General features: G+C 55.2%; 14 protein-coding genes and 1 riboswitch. Of the genes, 3 read left to right on the top strand and 11 right to left on the bottom strand.

Going from position 1 to position 16653, the window contains the following annotated elements:
- The first annotated feature begins 171 nt into the window (after window positions 1-171).
- Window positions 172-948, top strand: coding sequence for a LytR/AlgR family response regulator transcription factor (locus PRECH8_RS04060; protein WP_200965796.1), 777 nt, complete (start codon window positions 172-174; stop codon window positions 946-948).
- Complete coding sequence (locus PRECH8_RS04055) at window positions 945-3062, top strand: ATP-binding protein (protein ID WP_200965795.1); 2118 nt, start codon at window positions 945-947, stop codon at window positions 3060-3062. The genes PRECH8_RS04060 and PRECH8_RS04055 overlap by 4 nt, the downstream gene beginning before the upstream one ends.
- On the opposite strand, the gene PRECH8_RS04050 is transcribed toward PRECH8_RS04055, so the two are convergent.
- The 7 genes from PRECH8_RS04050 to PRECH8_RS04020 all read right to left on the bottom strand — a co-directional run bounded on the left by PRECH8_RS04050 (window position 2965) and on the right by PRECH8_RS04020 (window position 8384).
- On the bottom strand, window positions 2965-3621 hold the full coding sequence (locus tag PRECH8_RS04050; RefSeq protein ID WP_200965794.1) for a response regulator: 657 nt from the start codon (window positions 3619-3621) through the stop codon (window positions 2965-2967). The genes PRECH8_RS04055 and PRECH8_RS04050 overlap by 98 nt on opposite strands.
- A complete protein-coding gene (locus tag PRECH8_RS04045) occupies window positions 3618-4448 on the bottom strand; it encodes a sensor histidine kinase (protein WP_200965793.1) in 831 nt (276 codons plus the stop codon). Before PRECH8_RS04045 ends, PRECH8_RS04050 begins: the two co-directional genes overlap by 4 nt.
- An 83-nt stretch (window positions 4449-4531) precedes the next feature.
- A complete protein-coding gene (locus PRECH8_RS04040) occupies window positions 4532-5254 on the bottom strand; it encodes an ABC transporter ATP-binding protein (protein ID WP_242457425.1) in 723 nt (240 codons plus the stop codon).
- On the bottom strand, window positions 5247-6068 hold the full coding sequence (locus PRECH8_RS04035; RefSeq protein ID WP_200965792.1) for an ABC transporter permease: 822 nt from the start codon (window positions 6066-6068) through the stop codon (window positions 5247-5249). The genes PRECH8_RS04040 and PRECH8_RS04035 overlap by 8 nt, the downstream gene beginning before the upstream one ends.
- Window positions 6065-6655, bottom strand: coding sequence for a nitrous oxide reductase accessory protein NosL (locus PRECH8_RS04030; RefSeq protein ID WP_200965791.1), 591 nt, complete (start codon window positions 6653-6655; stop codon window positions 6065-6067). The genes PRECH8_RS04035 and PRECH8_RS04030 overlap by 4 nt, the downstream gene beginning before the upstream one ends.
- Complete coding sequence (locus PRECH8_RS04025; RefSeq protein WP_200965790.1) at window positions 6652-7998, bottom strand: right-handed parallel beta-helix repeat-containing protein; 1347 nt, start codon at window positions 7996-7998, stop codon at window positions 6652-6654. The genes PRECH8_RS04030 and PRECH8_RS04025 overlap by 4 nt, the downstream gene beginning before the upstream one ends.
- On the bottom strand, window positions 7995-8384 hold the full coding sequence (locus PRECH8_RS04020) for a hypothetical protein (protein WP_200965789.1): 390 nt from the start codon (window positions 8382-8384) through the stop codon (window positions 7995-7997). Before PRECH8_RS04020 ends, PRECH8_RS04025 begins: the two co-directional genes overlap by 4 nt.
- A 289-nt stretch (window positions 8385-8673) precedes the next feature.
- Here PRECH8_RS04020 and PRECH8_RS04015 point away from each other — a divergent pair, with 289 nt between their 5' ends.
- Window positions 8674-10371, top strand: coding sequence for a M3 family oligoendopeptidase (locus PRECH8_RS04015; protein ID WP_200965788.1), 1698 nt, complete (start codon window positions 8674-8676; stop codon window positions 10369-10371).
- Window positions 10372-10469: 98 nt separating this feature from the next.
- Here the strand turns inward: PRECH8_RS04015 and PRECH8_RS04010 are convergent, their stop codons facing one another.
- From PRECH8_RS04010 to PRECH8_RS03995, 4 genes are all read right to left on the bottom strand, one after another.
- A complete protein-coding gene (locus PRECH8_RS04010) occupies window positions 10470-11207 on the bottom strand; it encodes a YwiC-like family protein (RefSeq protein WP_242457424.1) in 738 nt (245 codons plus the stop codon).
- 161 nt (window positions 11208-11368) lie between these two features.
- Window positions 11369-12649 carry an MFS transporter gene (locus PRECH8_RS04005; protein ID WP_200965787.1) on the bottom strand — a complete coding sequence of 427 codons (1281 nt, stop codon included), beginning with the start codon at window positions 12647-12649 and terminating at the stop codon, window positions 11369-11371.
- 231 nt (window positions 12650-12880) lie between these two features.
- Window positions 12881-14233, bottom strand: a complete 1353-nt coding sequence (locus PRECH8_RS04000) for an alanine/glycine:cation symporter family protein (RefSeq protein WP_200965786.1) — start codon at window positions 14231-14233, stop codon at window positions 12881-12883.
- A gap of 139 nt (window positions 14234-14372) precedes the next feature.
- Window positions 14373-14470: riboswitch (glycine riboswitch) on the bottom strand.
- A 138-nt stretch (window positions 14471-14608) separates the two neighbouring features.
- The gene (locus PRECH8_RS03995) at window positions 14609-16330 is read right to left on the bottom strand and encodes a formate--tetrahydrofolate ligase (protein WP_200965785.1); all 1722 of its coding nucleotides are present in this window, start codon (window positions 16328-16330) and stop codon (window positions 14609-14611) included.
- Window positions 16331-16653 lie beyond the last annotated feature (323 nt).

Below are 16653 nucleotides of genomic sequence, written 5' to 3'. Positions count from 1 at the left end.
GTTGCAATTCGCTTGCATTCTGGTGCTGATGGTGATATATTTCAATATATTGCCATTAGATGTTATTCTTCTACATTCTACTCTATCACGGGAGAGAGCAATCTAGTATACCTTAGGGTCCGAACGGTACGATTCCATGCCCTGAACGGAAAGTCTAAGGGGGGAATATTCATGCTCGATCGGTCATATGCAGTGCTGATCGCAGAGGACATGCTGCTGCAGCGGCAGCTGCTCATCCAATACTGCGAGAAACTCAGCCTGCAAGTTGTCGGCGAAACGGGCTCAGGTACGAGGTTAATCGAGATGGCCGCAGCGCTCAAGCCGGATATCATCCTGCTCGATATCAAGCTGAACAACCTCAGCGGCATCGAAGCCTATCGCACGATTCGTCGTTCAGGTCTTACTCCCCAGGTCATCTTCACAACAGGCTCCAATGAACCCGAACATATGCTCACCGGCATCAACGAATTCGACTCCGTCGGCTATTTGACGAAGCCCATTAAGTTTGCGGAATTTCAGACGGCCATCGAACGCGCCATCCGCCGCATCCTGCAGGAACAGCTGCTCCTGGATCGGGAAGTGCAGGAAGCAAATTGGATCCGCGCTTCGTATCACAAACGGGATTTCACCTTTAATGAGAGCGCTGTCATCTATGTCGAGAAAGTCAGCAAACGCGCCCTTCATATCTACTTGACGAATGATGAGTCGTATCGTCTTACTTCTTCGCTGCAAGAGATCCAACGCCAATCCAAGGGCGCTCTGTTCAGTCCTCACCGCACGTATCTGGTAAATATCTATCACATCCTTCATGTGGTGCCCGATCCCTCGACCCATGGCAATCATCTGCTGATCATGCGCAATGATGCGATGATTCCCCTTACCAGAAGACAATACGGCATCTATGTTGAACTGCGCGAGCGCATCGCGAAGAAGAATATATTAAGATGATAGTGGAGGTCTTCATGGAGATCCAGCGCACTGAACGCCTGCAAGAGCGGAAAACGATGCTGCTCTTTATCGTATTTTTCTACCTGATCGTTGCCGTCTCTAATCTAATGCAGAACATCGCCCACTATGAGGTCAGCAAGACCGTCAGGCTCTATGAATATACCCCCCATATTCTCCTTATCCTTCTCATTCCGTGCTTGCACTGGCTGTTCCGCAGGGACGCTGCGGCCGTATGCAAGTACCTGCTCTTCTACGCCTTCGTCCTGCCGTATACGGTTATCGAGATCATCAAGTTCTGGCCGATGCCCCATCTCTACACGGGCGGGGATTTTGTCGAAATCTACTGCCTGTTGTCCGCGGCTATATTCTTCAGCAAGCGATACTGGCTTCATGTCCTGCTTACCTTGACAGCCAGATACGCGATCGTCGGACTCGTCCTGCGGACGACCATCGTCTTCCAGCCGCTGCTCTTCCTCCTCTTCTTCGCCTTGCTTGGCTATTTGTTCCTCATCCTCCTGCTGCAGGTTCGCAGCCGCATCGACCGTTCTTATGAAGCGCTGGAACAGCTGAACCGGCAGTTGGCACACAAACAGCGGCTCGAACAGATCGGCCGCCTTGCCGCCGGGATGACGGAACATATCCGCGAGCCGCTGCTCAGCTTGATCGCCTATGCCGATCAAGAGGATGAAGGCATCACGCGCGAGGCGATGCGCGCTAAGATTCGGCGTTCCCTCGAACTGCTGGAGCACGTGCTGTCGCTTGCACGGACAGACAGGCAGGATCCGCCGCGGCGGCTCAGTACCAGCAGCAGCAGGGAATTCATCTTCTTCGATCAGAAGAGCACCACTCGCTGGCATCTCCTCCTGCTTGTCCTGTTATCGCTGTATTTCTATATCGTCGATTACATCGTCCAGCTGCAGACCCATATCCTGTATTATCTTCCCGGGATGTGCCTGCTGGCCCTCGTGCCGGTCATCACGGCCCTCTGGCGCAGGCAGCAGGCCGAACGTATTAAGTATGTCCTGCTCTTTACGTTCTTCGCCGCGAATTTCCTGTCCGTATGCCTGATGTTGTGGTTTGGGCTGCCGATCTTCTACAACGAGCAGCTGATGACCTATTTCATCCTTTCATCGCCTTTTTTTCTGGACAAACGATATTTCGCCGCGGTTATGCTGTCCACGGTGCTGTCCTACGGCGGACTCGGCATCCTGCTGGAAAGCCTTCATCTCTATTACGATGCCGGCTTCGTCATCATCATCTCGCTGGTTACCTATATTTTCCTCACCCGTGTTCTCATCGGTCTGCGCACCATTCAACAGGCGATGGATGTGCAGAATGAATTGAATGCGCGGATGTACATGAAGGAACAGGCAGCAGCGACCGGCGAGTTTATCGCCAGCCTCGCCCATGAGCTGCGCAATCCCCTCGCTTCTATCTACAGCTTCTTCGAGCTGGATCAGGCACCGGATCAGCAGCTTAAACAAGAGCTGCGCGCTGAGGTAGAGCGGATGCTCGGCATCCTCGAGGCGCTCTCTGCAGTGAAGCGCTCCGATGCGCCCATCCTGCCCCACCTCTATCAGATGGACTTGGTGATCCGGCAGGCCGTCGAAGTGATGCAGCCCTATGCGGAGAAGCACGGGGTGAGGATCCAGCATACCGTCGCCGCCTCGGATGTCTCAGCATACGGGGATCGCAGCCTGCTTATGCAAGCTTTGCTGAACATCATCAAAAATGCCGTCGAAGCATCGGCCGCCGGCGATGAGATCAGGATCCGCATCGCCCCGGCCGGGGAGCGATATCTCGTCATTGAGATTCAAGATCAGGGGGAGGGTATGGACCAAGAGGCACTGGAGAAGATCTATGAGCCCTTCTATACGACGAAGGAGAACGGCACGGGCCTCGGGCTGGCGATCAGCCGGCAGATTATCGAAGGCCAAGGAGGGCATATGGAAGTGAGTTCTTCACCCGGCAAGGGCACGCTCTTCCGCTTATTCCTGCCGCGCAAAGCCGGGGTGTTCAATCTCCCATCCAACCGTGTTCATAGACGTAACGAACGAGCTGCGAGCGGTTTTGCAAGTGTAATTTATGGAAAATATTCTTCAGATGGTTCTTAACGGTATACTCCGAGATGACCAGCTCCTCTGCGATCTCGCGATTGGACATCCCTTTGGCCACTAATCTCAGGATCTCCGTTTCGCGGGGCGTCAGGGGCGTAGGGGAGGCGCCCGGGGACGGCGGATCCGTATGCGAGAACTCCTTCAAGATGCGGTATGCCAGCTCCCGGGTCATCGGCGCTTCATCGAAACAGATCGCCTTCAAATATTCGAGCCAGGATTCCGGCTGCAGGTTCTTAAGCAGGTAACCCTGCGCCCCCTTCTTCAGCGCATCGAAGAGATGGGTGATATCATCGGATACCGTAACCATGACGATCTTCACGTACGGATACTCTTCCTTGACGCGTTTGGTCGCTTCCAGCCCGTCCATCCCCGGCATGCGAATATCCATCAGGATGAGATCAGGCATCCAGGCGGCGGTTAAGGCCAAAGCTTCTTCTCCGCTTGCTCCTTCAGCAACGACTTCAAACACCGGATCGGCGGCAAGAATCGTGCGGATCGCATCCCTCGCCTGTTCGCTGTCGTCGATGACCAGTACGCGGAACCGTTGGCTGCTCATCCCGTCCCCTCCTTCTCTACAGTCACGATCGTCCTGCCTTCTAGTCTCTCCATCGAGAACCTCCAGCGCATCCGCGCGGCGCGGTCCTCCATCATCTTGATGCCGAAGCGGTGCGAGGCTTCCCGCAGATCCTCATTGGACCAGCCCCGGCCGTCATCGATGACCCGGCATCTCCAGCCGCCGGCATGGGATTCGCCGATGATCTGAACGCGCTCTGCCTTCGCATGTTTGTATACATTCATGAGCGCCTCGCGGATGATCGCCAGCAGTTCGATTTTCTCTTTGGATGTCCACTGCTCATCCTCGATCCGCCAATCCAGCGTAATCTCAAGATCGCTCTCCCGCTGGATCTCATCGATCAAACTGCGCACGCTCTGCATCCAGGGGAGCGCCGATTGCTCCGCCGGCTCCCTGAGATTGGCAATCGCCTGCCGCACGTAGGAGTTGGCATGATGGACATTGCGCTTGATCTGCATGATGAGCCCTTCATCCACATAGCCCAGCTGGGCGAGCCGATCGATTTGTACATTCATGAGGAACAGCGTCTGCGCGATCCCGTCATGGAGTTCCTTCGCCAGCTTCTCGCGTTCTTCATGCACGGCTTTCAACGCCCTCGCTTCCTCCAGCTCCTTCTGATTGCGCTCGAGGATCTCGAACAGCTGCGTCAGGAACAGGATCGTGACGAGGAAGACGATGACCGGAGACAGCACATTGCCGAGTTCCATCGAGATATAGGGCAGCAGGTATTCATGCCGCACATATTCCCAGATCCCGATCGTCAAGGTCGGGATGATGAGAATCAGCCATTTGATCTGTCGATAAGACATCAAGTCCTTCCCCTTTCTCCCCATCTCTTGCATGTCCTTTGCGACTATCATACCCGATTACGGCTCGCGCGCGGTATACCATTTCAGCTGAACATCTGTGCATAGGCTTCGCCAAGCCCCGAAGTCCCCAGCTGTTTGCGAATCTCTGCCGGCGTTCCGCTCATCTTCACCACGCCGTTTTGCAGGAAATAGATCTCATCCGCAACGGTTTCAGCGATGCTAAGCTGATGTGTGGAGAGAAGAACCGTCTGCCCGCGCCCGGCCGCATCCCGCACAAGATCAACGAAGCGTTCCAACCAATGGGGGTCCAAGCCGTTCGTCGGTTCATCCAGGATGACCAGCGGCGGGTGTGCCAGCATCGCTTGTGCAAACATGAGGCGCTGTCTCATCCCTTTCGAGAAGCTGGACACGGGTTTCTTCCCCGTATCCTCGAGTCCTGCCTCCGCCAGAGCTGCCCGCGCTGCTTGCAGATCCAAGCCCTTCAGCTTCGCCCAGAACCCCAGGGTCTCGAGGGCCGTAAGTCCGCCGCTGAATCGATAATCATCGGGCATGTAGCCGATCTGTCTCGCATAAGCAGCGCGATCGTCCCGTAAGCGAATGCCGCACACGGCGATCTCGCCTCTGGTCGGCTGGATGATCCCCGCCAGCATGCGCAGAATCGTGCTCTTGCCCGCGCCGTTCCCGCCGCATAAGGCGATGATCCGGCCGGCCTCTGCGGTCAAGTGGAAATCTTCGACCACGGTTTGGTCCTTATATCGCTTGTGCACACCTTGCATCTTAACGATCTTCTCGATCGCTTCAGCCACGTCCTCTCCCCCTTTCCCACAGCAGATGAGCGATGCCGAGGATGGCGCCGATCCATACGATGAGGAAAACAGCGTACATCAGCACCCCGGCCGGCTCCCGAATCCACTGCACCCAATCGTAATATTCAGGTCCCAGCACCGCTCCTCCGCCGAGGCGGACGACGGTAAACAGGCGCGCCAGTTCAGCCGGGTTCAATAAGGTGAGCAGTGTGACCGCCGGTCTGATCCACGCATAAGGCAAGAAGCCGAGCAGTGCGATCAAGATCGGTGCCCAAGCGATGACGAGGAAGAACCAGATCGCCACAGCGAAGGCCAGTGCCTGCCAACGACTTGCAGCCAAGGTGCCGGCCAGCAGCGCCAGCGCCAGGAAGGTCAGAGCGATGCTCACGGCGAAGGCGAATAAAGCGGCATAGGTTTCACCGCGGAAACCGGTTCCAGCGAAGAAGCCGAGAACCCCGGCCGCACCGAACCCCAAAGAGATGATGACAAGCAACACGATCATAAGACCTCCGTACTTGCCCATGAGGTAAGAAACGGTGCTTAACGGGTATGAGGCCAGCAAGTCCCAGCTTCCCTCCTCTTTCTCTCCGGTCAAGGAGAAGGAACCGAGCATCAGCGTCATCAAGGGAAGCAGGTATAAGACCAAGTTCAGCGTCGTCGCCGTCGTGCTCGAATAGCCCTTAACATAGCCTTGTGCATGGATCATCAGCAGCGTCATCATGAACAAAGCGAAGATGAGGATGTAGGTGTAGGCCCACGGGTTGCGAAACCCCATCCTCATCTCGCGCAAAGCTACGACCCAAGCTTGCTTCATGCCCCATGCCCCGCTCCCTGGGGAGCATGATGTTCCTGTCCGTCATCACCCGGTTCAGTATGAACATGCGGCTCATCATGGTGCTGCTCCCCCCCGTGATCATGACCATGCGCATGCTCATGCTCGTGATCACTTTCCCATGTATGCTCGGCCAAGTCGTCCGCCGTAAGCAGCATGCCCGACCCGTGCTCAGCGATAAAGCTGCGCGCCGCCTGCTCATCGGCAAAGGAGATCACCCCGTAAGCCATCGGCGTGCGGATGGCAGCATCATAGACATAATAAGCCTCTTCCATCTTCAGCCACTTCAGATCATGATAATCCCGGACGAAAGCGGCACCGATCGCATCGCTGCCGTGCTGCATGATCCACGCATACATGCAGCCGAGATCATCGAACAGGAGCGGCTGTCCGTCCTTGGTGATGATCTGCACGGCATGGCGGTCATCCGTCACGGCCATATTACAGATAGCACAGCGGTGGGTCAACTCATCCACCTCTACAGGTTCATGTGCATGTGTGCCGCAGGCCGTTCCAAGTGCGGCCATGCTGAACAGCAGCAATACGGCAAGAAAGGTTCGTAATCTCATGTTATCCTCCTCCTATTCACTCCGATGATCGCAAGCGACAAGATGATCACCATTAGACTCACTGTTCCGCCGATGAATCCCGCAGGTTCATCATCACTCGGCTGCCACCGATCCGGCGGCGCCATAAGGGGCGCTTCATCCGCTGCCCATCCCGCCTGATCCGCTGCATATAAGGTCTCCAGGAAGGCGATCCCCGGTGTTTGAAAGAACAGCTGAAAGACCGGCCTTCGCTCGATCAATCCCAGGAAGAATGGGTTGATCTTATACGGGATGTCACTTCTGCCGTCACCGTCCGTATCGATTCCCGAGAAAGACTCCCAGAAGTTGCCGCTTAGATCGTTCTGGGCGCTGTCCTTGGCCAGCGCGTCGGTCACATTGCCTGCGAAGAAGTTTTCGGTGATCGTGTTCCCGCTTGCTTCGAGCAGCTGGATGCCGATGAAGTTATCGATGACGGCATTGCTCTCGATGCGGTTGCCGGTAGAGTATTCCACATAGATACCAACACGATTGCCCTCGATGCGGTTCTCCGCGATGATGGATTCATGGACATCGTAAAGCAAGATGCCCTGAGCATTCACATTCTCATACTGCTTGGTGAACGTATTTGCCCTGACTTCTGCCTCTGCAGCTTCCATGACCATCGCTCCGGTCACATTCATCGACCCCCGGTTGCCGCGGAGGACCGGGCGCTTCGAATACATCGTATGGATGCCGTAACGCGAAGATTCGACGAAGTTGTCTTCCACCAAGGCATCGTCGCTGAATTCCACGTAGATGGCATCGAACATGCCGCGCACCGTATTGCCGGATATGATCACAGACGGCGATCGATAGAGATCGATGCCGTTGCCCCGCCGGCTGAAGGGAACCGCCTCCCCGGCGCCCCATTCCACGAGGTTGTTCAAGATGCGGCCTTGCTGTGCTTCTGCTAAGCGGATCCCGTCCGTTCCCGTGATGATATGCAAATCTTCGAGCACTGCGCGGTTGCCCGACACCATGACCGTCGGTGCATCCTTTGCTGTGATATCAATGATCTGAATGCCGGTGAGTTTGGCATCATCCGCTGCGATCGTCACCGCCGGCTGATCGCTCTGATTGCGCAGCACGACTTGGGCTCCCGGGCTTGCTGCAAGGTGAAGCCGCTTCGTGATCTGGATCGGCCCTTCATATTCCCCTTCCGGAATCTCGAGCACTTCCCCCTCCTCCGCTTGATCGATCCGCTGCTGCAGTGCATGACTTGATGATCCGGCAGCGGATGCGGTGAGCGGCGAAGCGAAGGGAAGCACAGCGATCCAGAGCAAGGCATGGATAAGGAGAAGATAGCGAATCCCCGATCCGCTCACTGCACTTCCACCTGCTTGCGTTTCATAAGGTGCAGATCTTCAACATAGATGTGCAAGACAACATCATAGACGCCCGGCTCTTCAAAGCGGTGCTGCGCGGTGTAGCGCTGCTCTCCTTGCAGCTCGCCGTTGATCAGAACCGGCCCGTCCGCTTTCCGAACATCGAATTGCACGAAGGTCAGCTCTTCCGGAAATACAGCACCGGTCAGCTCCGCGATCAGCGTCGTCTCTTCTCCCGCCGCTGCCGGCTCTGCCGAGGTCAGGATCACATCTACCTTAGAACCATCGATCTGAGCAGCGCCGCCCCCTCCCTGCTCCGCTCCGCATGCGGTGAGCAAAGCGGCGAGGAGACCGGCTGCAAGAGTTCTCATCAGCTTGCGACTCATCCTTCACACCCCTTCTTCTTCCTGTCGCTATCGATTATAGGACTTCCCTTTCTCTCCCATCTATGACCACAAAGAGCTATATCCATTCTATAATCCAAGAAAACTGTGACAAATGTCAAACAATCATAAATTGGCTCCGGATCACTCGACGAATTTTCGCATATACTTCGCACAGCAGATTCGTGTATGATGAAAGAAGCCTGGAATGAAGGCTGGAAGTCCATATAAGATCAATTAACAGATACATAGGAATTTGGACGAAAATACGAAAATGAAAGGAGCGCTCATTGTGATCAAATTCGAGGATTATAAGTACGTTCGGCCGAATATGCAGGAGGAGAAACAAACCTTCGCCGCGCTGTTGGATCAGCTGAAAGGTGCTGCTTCCTTGGAGGATGCGGTGCAAGCGATCGATGCGATCAACAAACAGCGCAGCCGGCTGTCTACCATGGGGAATCTCGCCCATATCCGCGCTACGATCGATACCAACGATGAATTCTATCAGCAGGAGAGGGATTTCTTCGATGTGACAATTCCGGAGATTCAGGAGATGATCACCGCCTTCTATCGTCAGCTTCTTGCTTCCCCTTTCCGCAGCCAGTTGGAAGAACGTTACGGAGCTCAGCTGTTCAAGATCGCAGAGTATGAGATCAAAGCATTCTCCCCTGAAGTCATGGAACTTCTGCAGAAAGAGAACAAGTTAACCAGCGAATATGCCAAGCTGAAAGCTTCTGCACAGATCGAGTTTCAAGGGTCTGTCTACACGCTCGCTCAGATGGAACCCTTCGAGGAGCATCCAGACCGGCAAGTGCGGCGGCAGGCTGTAGAAGCGAAGTTTGGATTTTATGCGAAGCACCGGGAGGCCTTTGACCGCATCTATGATGAACTGGTCAAGACGCGGCATGAGATCGCCGTTCGGCTCGGCTATAAGAACTTCATCGAACTCGGCTATATCCGCATGAAGCGCATCGATTATGATGCGGAGATGGTCGCCCGCTTCCGCAGACAAGTACGTGAAACCATCGTTCCGCTAGCGAACAAGCTGTATCAGCGGCAAGCTGAGAGAATCGGTCTTGAGCATCTGAAGTTCCATGATGAACGCTTTCACTTCAACAACGGCAATGCGGAGCCCAAAGGCCCGCCGGAGTGGATCATCGAGAATGGGCGGCAGATGTATGCTGAACTTTCCCCGGAGACGAAGGAATTCTTCGAATATATGCTGGAGCGGGAACTGATGGATCTGGTGGCCAAGAAGGGCAAAGAATCCGGCGGGTACTGCACCTATATCGATGACTACGAATCCCCCTTCATCTTCTCGAACTTCAACGGAACTTCATACGACATCGATGTGCTCACCCATGAAGCCGGACACGCCTTCCAGGTCTACGAAAGCAGAGCGATCGGCGTACCCGAATACCTGTGGCCGACGTATGAAGCGGCAGAGATCCATTCGATGAGCATGGAATTCTTCACTTGGCCGTGGATGGATCGCTTCTTCGGCGAAGATGCTGACAAGTACCGCTTCGCTCATCTAGTGAGCTCTGTGCTCTTCATCCCATACGGAGTGGCCGTTGATGAGTTCCAGCACCTCGTCTATGAACATCCGGAGTGGACGCCGGAAGAGCGCCGCAAAGCGTGGAAGGAGATCGAAGGCATCTATCTTCCGCACCGCGATTATGACGGGATCGACTACTTGGAGATGGGGGGCTTCTGGCAGAGACAGGGACACATCTATCAAGATCCTTTCTATTACATCGACTATACCCTGGCGCAGATCTGTGCCTTCCAATTCTGGCTGCGTGACCGGCAGGATCACGAATCCGCGTGGCAGGATTACATCAAGCTGTGCCGCCTCGGCGGGTCCCGCTCCTTCCTCGAACTGGTGCAGGCAGCGAATCTTCGCTCGCCCTTCGATGAAGGTACAGTGCAATCCGTGATCAGCGAGATCGACGCATATCTCGATTCCATCGATGATAAAGCGTTATAAGTTACAGTTCTATACTGCTCATTACAAGCGGCAAAAGACAAGAAATCGTCAATAGGCCGGGGATGATCCCCGGCCTGTTGTAATATATGAACCTTCTATTAGATCACACCGTATGTCAGCCATACCGCAGCAGCGAACAGCACCGCGTAGATGAATTCCCCTATGCCGACGGTCTTGATCTTCGCATCCATCCGCGGCATCCAGATAGCCCGCAGGAGCAGGAGGGCAAGCGGGATGATAACAAACGGGGAATACCACAGGATCCCCGCGATCAGAGCCGCCATATGGTACATCACGGAATATTCATAAAATCGCCTGTTATGCTTCTCACGGATGATCGTCTTTACGAAGAAAATCGTACCCGTAAAATAGAGCAAACTGAGGAGGAACAGCTCAGCCGCTGCGCGCAGTTCACCTCCTCCGCCCAGTTCATGGGAGATGAAAACCATCAAGCTGAAAAGCACCACGGCGGCAAAATCGTTCAGAAAGGCTCTTTCCTGATTCCTCTTGGCAAACCATGCATTCACCAGGAACAGAAGAATATACAGAGGCAGCCACTTCAGCAGCTGCGGCGCCGCGAACGCCAGCAGAGTACCGGACCCTGCAAGGATGCTGCCGTAGATCAGCATCGGACTAAGCCAGCGATCCAGCCTGCGGGTCTTAATCCACTGCAGACATGGATAGGACCACAGATAAGCCGCCAGCCACACACAGAACAGCAAACCATGCAGCGGGACGGCTCCGCCTGAGAACATACCAAACAAAAAAGGAACGATCAGCATCGCCCAAGCACCGTGCTGTTTAGGGATATATCTGCTCTTGAAACCGCCCGCCAAAATCCTCACCTCTTGAGAAATGTCGATATACTCCCATAAGTTTAGCGATAACGCCGCTCAAATAGAGTGACTTCCATCACAGCCGGTGAATTTGAAACGGCAGTTAAAATAATGATTGATTAACTATGATACTATTTGTATCATTGTGGTGAAAGCTTGTATTACCTGGATACCTCCGGCAGTTTGATCGTGAACAGACCGAGGAGCGGCAGCAGACTGCTGGCGATGAACACGGGATATAGGCCGAACAGATCGATACAATAGCCGATAGCCACCGCGCCGATCGCGCCCAATCCGAAGGACAAGCCGACGGTGAGACCGGAGGCCATCCCGATATGAGCGGGCATGAGCATCTGCGCATACACGACGATCACCGCAAAGCCCAACATCAAGATAAATCCCGTCACGATCAAGAGGGGGATCACCCACACCTTGCTGACGAAGGGCAGCAGCAAAGCGAAGGGCGCCGCGCCGGCTAAGGAGATGAAGATGACCTTCTTCGGACCGAAGCGATCCGCCAGCGGCCCGCCGACGAACGTGCCCAGCACCCCGGTGAATCCGAAGAGGATCAGCGGCAGCTGGGCTTGCAGCAAGGTCGTCCCATAGGTATCCGCGTAGAAATATTGATAATAATTTTGAATCAGGGTGATATAAGAAGAACGGGCGATCATCTGCAGCATGAGGATGCCTAATCCCAACCAGACGATCTGGCGCGGCAGCCCGCCGGCACTTACTCCCCTCGCTCCGCTTGCTTCCCTCTGTTGCTGGGGCGCTCCGGCCTTCGTAACGGAGGGCTTGGCTGCGGCGGATTTAGGGCTGACTAGACGCAGGTTCGCCTTGTACCATCGAGAGACGAGATAGGAGATGATGACGGCGGCACCGGCGACGAAGGTAAACCACAGCGCTGCGATCTGACCGAAGGGCAGGAAAATATACCGCGTAAGCAGTGACTGCGTCGAGCTTCCGGTATTGCCCCCGACCTGATAGATGGACTGTGCCAGTCCCCGCCGCTTCCCGGCAGCCATATGTACGACCTTCGAGCCTTCCGGATGGAAGAGGGCCGAGCCCAGACCGATCAGGACAACGGACAACAGCAGCCAGCCATAGTTAGGGCTGAGGGCGATGCCGATGATGCCCAGCAAACTCAGCATCATGCCTAGGGGCAGCATATAAGGTGATGGACGGCGGTCCGAGTAGAGCCCTACCACAGGCTGCAGCACCGATGAGGTCATATTGAGCATGAACAACACGAATCCGACCTGGGTATAGGTCAGGGCCCGCGCCTCACGAATATACGGCAGGACGGCCGGAACCACCGCCTGCATCGTATCGTTCAGGAAGTGAATCACGCTGATCGCAGCGACCACGGAGAACACCGTTTTCGCCGTTCTTTGCGCCGCAGTTTCAGGCACTGCCTGCGCTGCAGATGATCTAAGCTGCATGTATGGTCTCTCTCCCCTCTATCCATGTTTGTTCACAATCTCTAATGCTCTGCCTGTGCTCAATTTGCGGCTCTGCCTGCGCTCGATCTATTCTCGATTTGTGTTCGGACTGTGCTCGATCTTGGCTCGTACTCTGCCCATCTCTCTGACCTATCGCTTGGCTCAACTGCACACTCATATACTCATACGCTCTCTTATAAGCATAACAGATTCGGGAGAATAGGAAAGAGCCTACGAACCATCTGCCCGTTCTTCTCTCAGCGACAGCCAATACTTCTTGGTCTCTGCAGCGACTACCCCGGAGAGGCCTAAAAGGGCGATCAGGTTAGGAAAGGCCATCAGCCCATTCACAATATCGGCGATCAGCCAGATCGCATCCAGCTTCAGAAACGCTCCGCAGGCAACCATCAGGATGAAAATATAACGGTACGGCTTGATGCCCCGCACGCCGAACAGATACTCCACGCACCGCTCCCCGTAATAATTCCAGCCCAGTATCGTCGTAAAGGCAAAGAGCGCCAGACAAATCGTCAGCAGCCCTGGACCTGCTGCCGGCATCACCTGGGAGAAGGCGCTCTGCGTCATCGCCGCTCCCGCCTCCGTTCCCGACCAGACTCCGGTTACAACCAAGGTTAAGCCCGTCATCGTACAGACGATGATCGTATCGATGAAGGTTCCCGTCATCGAGATGAGCCCTTGTTCCGCCGGGGACTTTGTCTTCGCGGCGGCGGCGGCGATCGGAGCGCTGCCAAGTCCCGATTCGTTGGAGAAGATCCCGCGGGCCACTCCGCTGCGTATGGCCAGCATCACGCCTGCCCCGGCGAATCCGCCCGTTGCTGCTGTGCCCGTGAAGGCAGAGGTGATGATCGTATGCAGAGCTTGAGGGAGTTGATCCGCATAAGCGATCAAGACGATCATGCAGATCACGATATATAATACCGCCATGCTCGGCACGATCTTCGCAGCGACCTTGGCGATCGATTGCAGCCCGCCGATGACGACTAACGCAGCCAGCACCGTGACGAGCAGCGCCGTCAACCAGATCGGAAGATGGAAGCTTGTCTTGGCCGCATCGACGATCGCCTGCACCTGCGGAAAGGTTCCGATGCCGAACAAGGCGACCAGCACGCCGCTCACAGCGAAGAAGACCGCCAGCCAGCGGAATTTCGGTCCGAGCCCGCGCTCGATATAATACATCGGACCGCCGGAGAACTGCCCGTTGTCATCGACAGTCCGGTATTTAACAGCGAGGACGCCTTCCGCATATTTGGTTGCCATGCCGACAAGGGCGGCCATCCACATCCAGAACAGCGCGCCGGGGCCGCCCAGTTGTATCGCCGTCGCCACTCCGACGATATTGCCCGTGCCGACGGTGGCTGCCAGAGCCGTGCTCAGCGCAGCAAAGCTCGTGACATCCCCTTCCCCGTCGTTCTTAGCCGTCACGATGAGCTTAAGGGCCAGCGGCAGGCGTACGAATTGGATTAAGCGTAGACGGATCGTGAGGACGAGACCCGTTCCCATCAGCAGGATGAGCAGCGGCGGCCCCCATACCCAATCGCTGATCTGTTTCAGCCAGTCGATCATCCCATTCACTTCCCTACTATTCTAGTAATCCTGCAGTCAGCTATTCATGTATAAAAAAAGAGAGCCAAACATATGTTTGGCTCTGGAGATAGGGAGATGAAGATTGTGAAATTTTGCACATGATCAGCCATAAAAAGTGCAAAATCACTCTGTCCTTTTGCCTGAGAGTTTCGACGGAAGAAGTTCCGTCTTGCCCCTTCGGCGCCCGCTTACGCGAGTCTCTCCAGAATGCTGTCCGTATTGCGGTTCACAGCTGTGTTCCGCAAACATCATCCAGTCGAACATGAATTAGCTGTTACTAATTATAATCCGCGCCTGACCAATCTGCAAGGGATTTGGATCAATGTTCTAAAAATGTTCACAGGCACACAAGGCTTACGACAACCCGGTAATCCTGCCTTGATCATCTAGATCGATCCCGATTGCCATCGGCATCCGCGGCAAGCCCGGCATCGTCAGCATCTTGCCCGTCAAGGCGACGATGAACCCTGCGCCCAGCTTCGGTTGAAGCTCCCTGACATGGATCGCAAAATCCTGCGGTCTGCCGATTAGCGCCGGGTTGTCCGACAGGGAGTACTGGGTCTTCGCCATGCATACCGGCAGACGGTCCCAGCCCATCCTTGCGATCTGTTTCAGCTGCCTTTCTGCCTGATCGCTGAAAACCACGGAGGATGCGCCGTAGATCTCCCGCGCGATCGCCTCGATCTTCGTGCGCAGATCTTGCTCCGTATCGTACAGCATTGGCAGTCTCGCAGGGGAATCCTGAGCTGCAGCGATCACTTTCGCCGCAAGCTCCAAGCCGCCCTCCCCGCCGTGCTCCCATACTTTGGCGATCGAATACTCGATGCCGAGGGATTGGCAGAGGGACTCGAACACCGCGATCTCTTCCTCATCATCCTGATAGAAATGATTCAAAGCGATAACGATGGGAACTTCGAATTTGCGCAGCATCTCCACATGGTGCTCGACGTTCGCAAATCCGCGCTTAACGGCTTCCGGGTTAACCGTATGCAGCTCTCCCGGGCTCATCCCGCCGTGCAGTTTCAGCGCACGGATCGTGGCGACGAGCACGACAGCAGAAGGAACAAACTTGCCTTTGCGGCATTTGATGTGGAAGAACTTCTCAGCACCCAGATCGGCTCCGAATCCCGCTTCGGTCACCGCGTATTCGCCGAGCCGCATCGCCATCTTCGTCGCCAGGATGCTGTTGCAGCCATGAGCGATATTGGCGAAAGGGCCGCCGTGGATGAGAACAGGGGTATGTTCCAGCGTCTGCACAAGATTCGGTTTGAGCGCGTCTTTCAAAAGGGCGGCAATGGCTCCCTGAACCTTAAGCTGTCTGACATAGACGGGATCGTTGCTGTAGGTGTATCCGATCAAGATATTGCCGATCATCTCCTTGAGGTCATGGAGATCCTGCGCGAGACAGAGGATCGCCATGATCTCAGAAGCAACGGTGATATCAAATCCGTCCTCGCGGGGCGTACCGTTCTGCTTGCCGCCGAGGCCGATGATCACCTGGCGGAGTGCGCGGTCATTCATATCCAGCGCCCGCTTCCAGACGATGCGGCGGGGATCCAAGCCCAGCTCATTGCCGTGCTGGATATGGTTGTCGATCAGCGCTGCCAGCAGATTGTTCGCCGCTGTGATCGCATGCATATCGCCGGTGAAGTGCAGATTAATCTCCTCCATCGGCACGACCTGCGAATAGCCGCCGCCCGTTGCCCCGCCCTTCATGCCGAACACCGGCCCCATCGAAGGTTCGCGCAGTGCTAGTACGGTGCGGTGATTGAGGCGGTTCATCGCTTGAGCTAATCCGACGCTCACCGTCGTCTTGCCTTCCCCGGCCACCGTCGGATTCATCGCTGTAACCAGGATAAGCTTCCCTTCCGGCCTCTCCGCTGTACGCTCCAATACGGAGAGGTCAACCTTCGCCTTATACCGGCCATAGCCTTCCCATTCATCCTCTTGCAGTCCCAACTTGGCCGCGATCTCCGCGATGGGCAGCAGCTCCGCTTGTTGTGCGATCTCCAGATCAGTTAACTTGCGTTCGGTGTTTTGTTGTTCTGAGGTATTGCTTGTCTGTCTTGTGCTCATCGTCGATCCCCCTGCTGATTCTGTGTTGTGTAAATTGATATGGAGTGTACAGCTTATCTTTTGATCATTTCATATTTCTTATTGAAGCGCAATAACACCTATTACAGGTGCAACGATTAGGAACCGGGGCTGGGTTTGGAGTTTGTTGTGATTTGTTGTTGTGATTTGTTGCCGGATGTAACATTCACTCGATTATTGCGCTTGCCCGGGAAATACGAACTCTGTTTGAGCAGCACTCAAGCAGCAGCGGAGGCGGAACAGAAACTGAGTCGATAGTTTCTATCGTCTCAGCATGATGCTCCACCGTCACCACCGCTGAGTCG

Source organism: Insulibacter thermoxylanivorax (genome assembly GCF_015472005.1).
In the GTDB taxonomy this organism is placed as follows: domain Bacteria; phylum Bacillota; class Bacilli; order Paenibacillales; family DA-C8; genus Insulibacter; species Insulibacter thermoxylanivorax.
The sequence above is the reverse complement of the archived record's forward strand: the minus strand, read 5'-3'. Positions and strand labels throughout refer to the sequence as shown.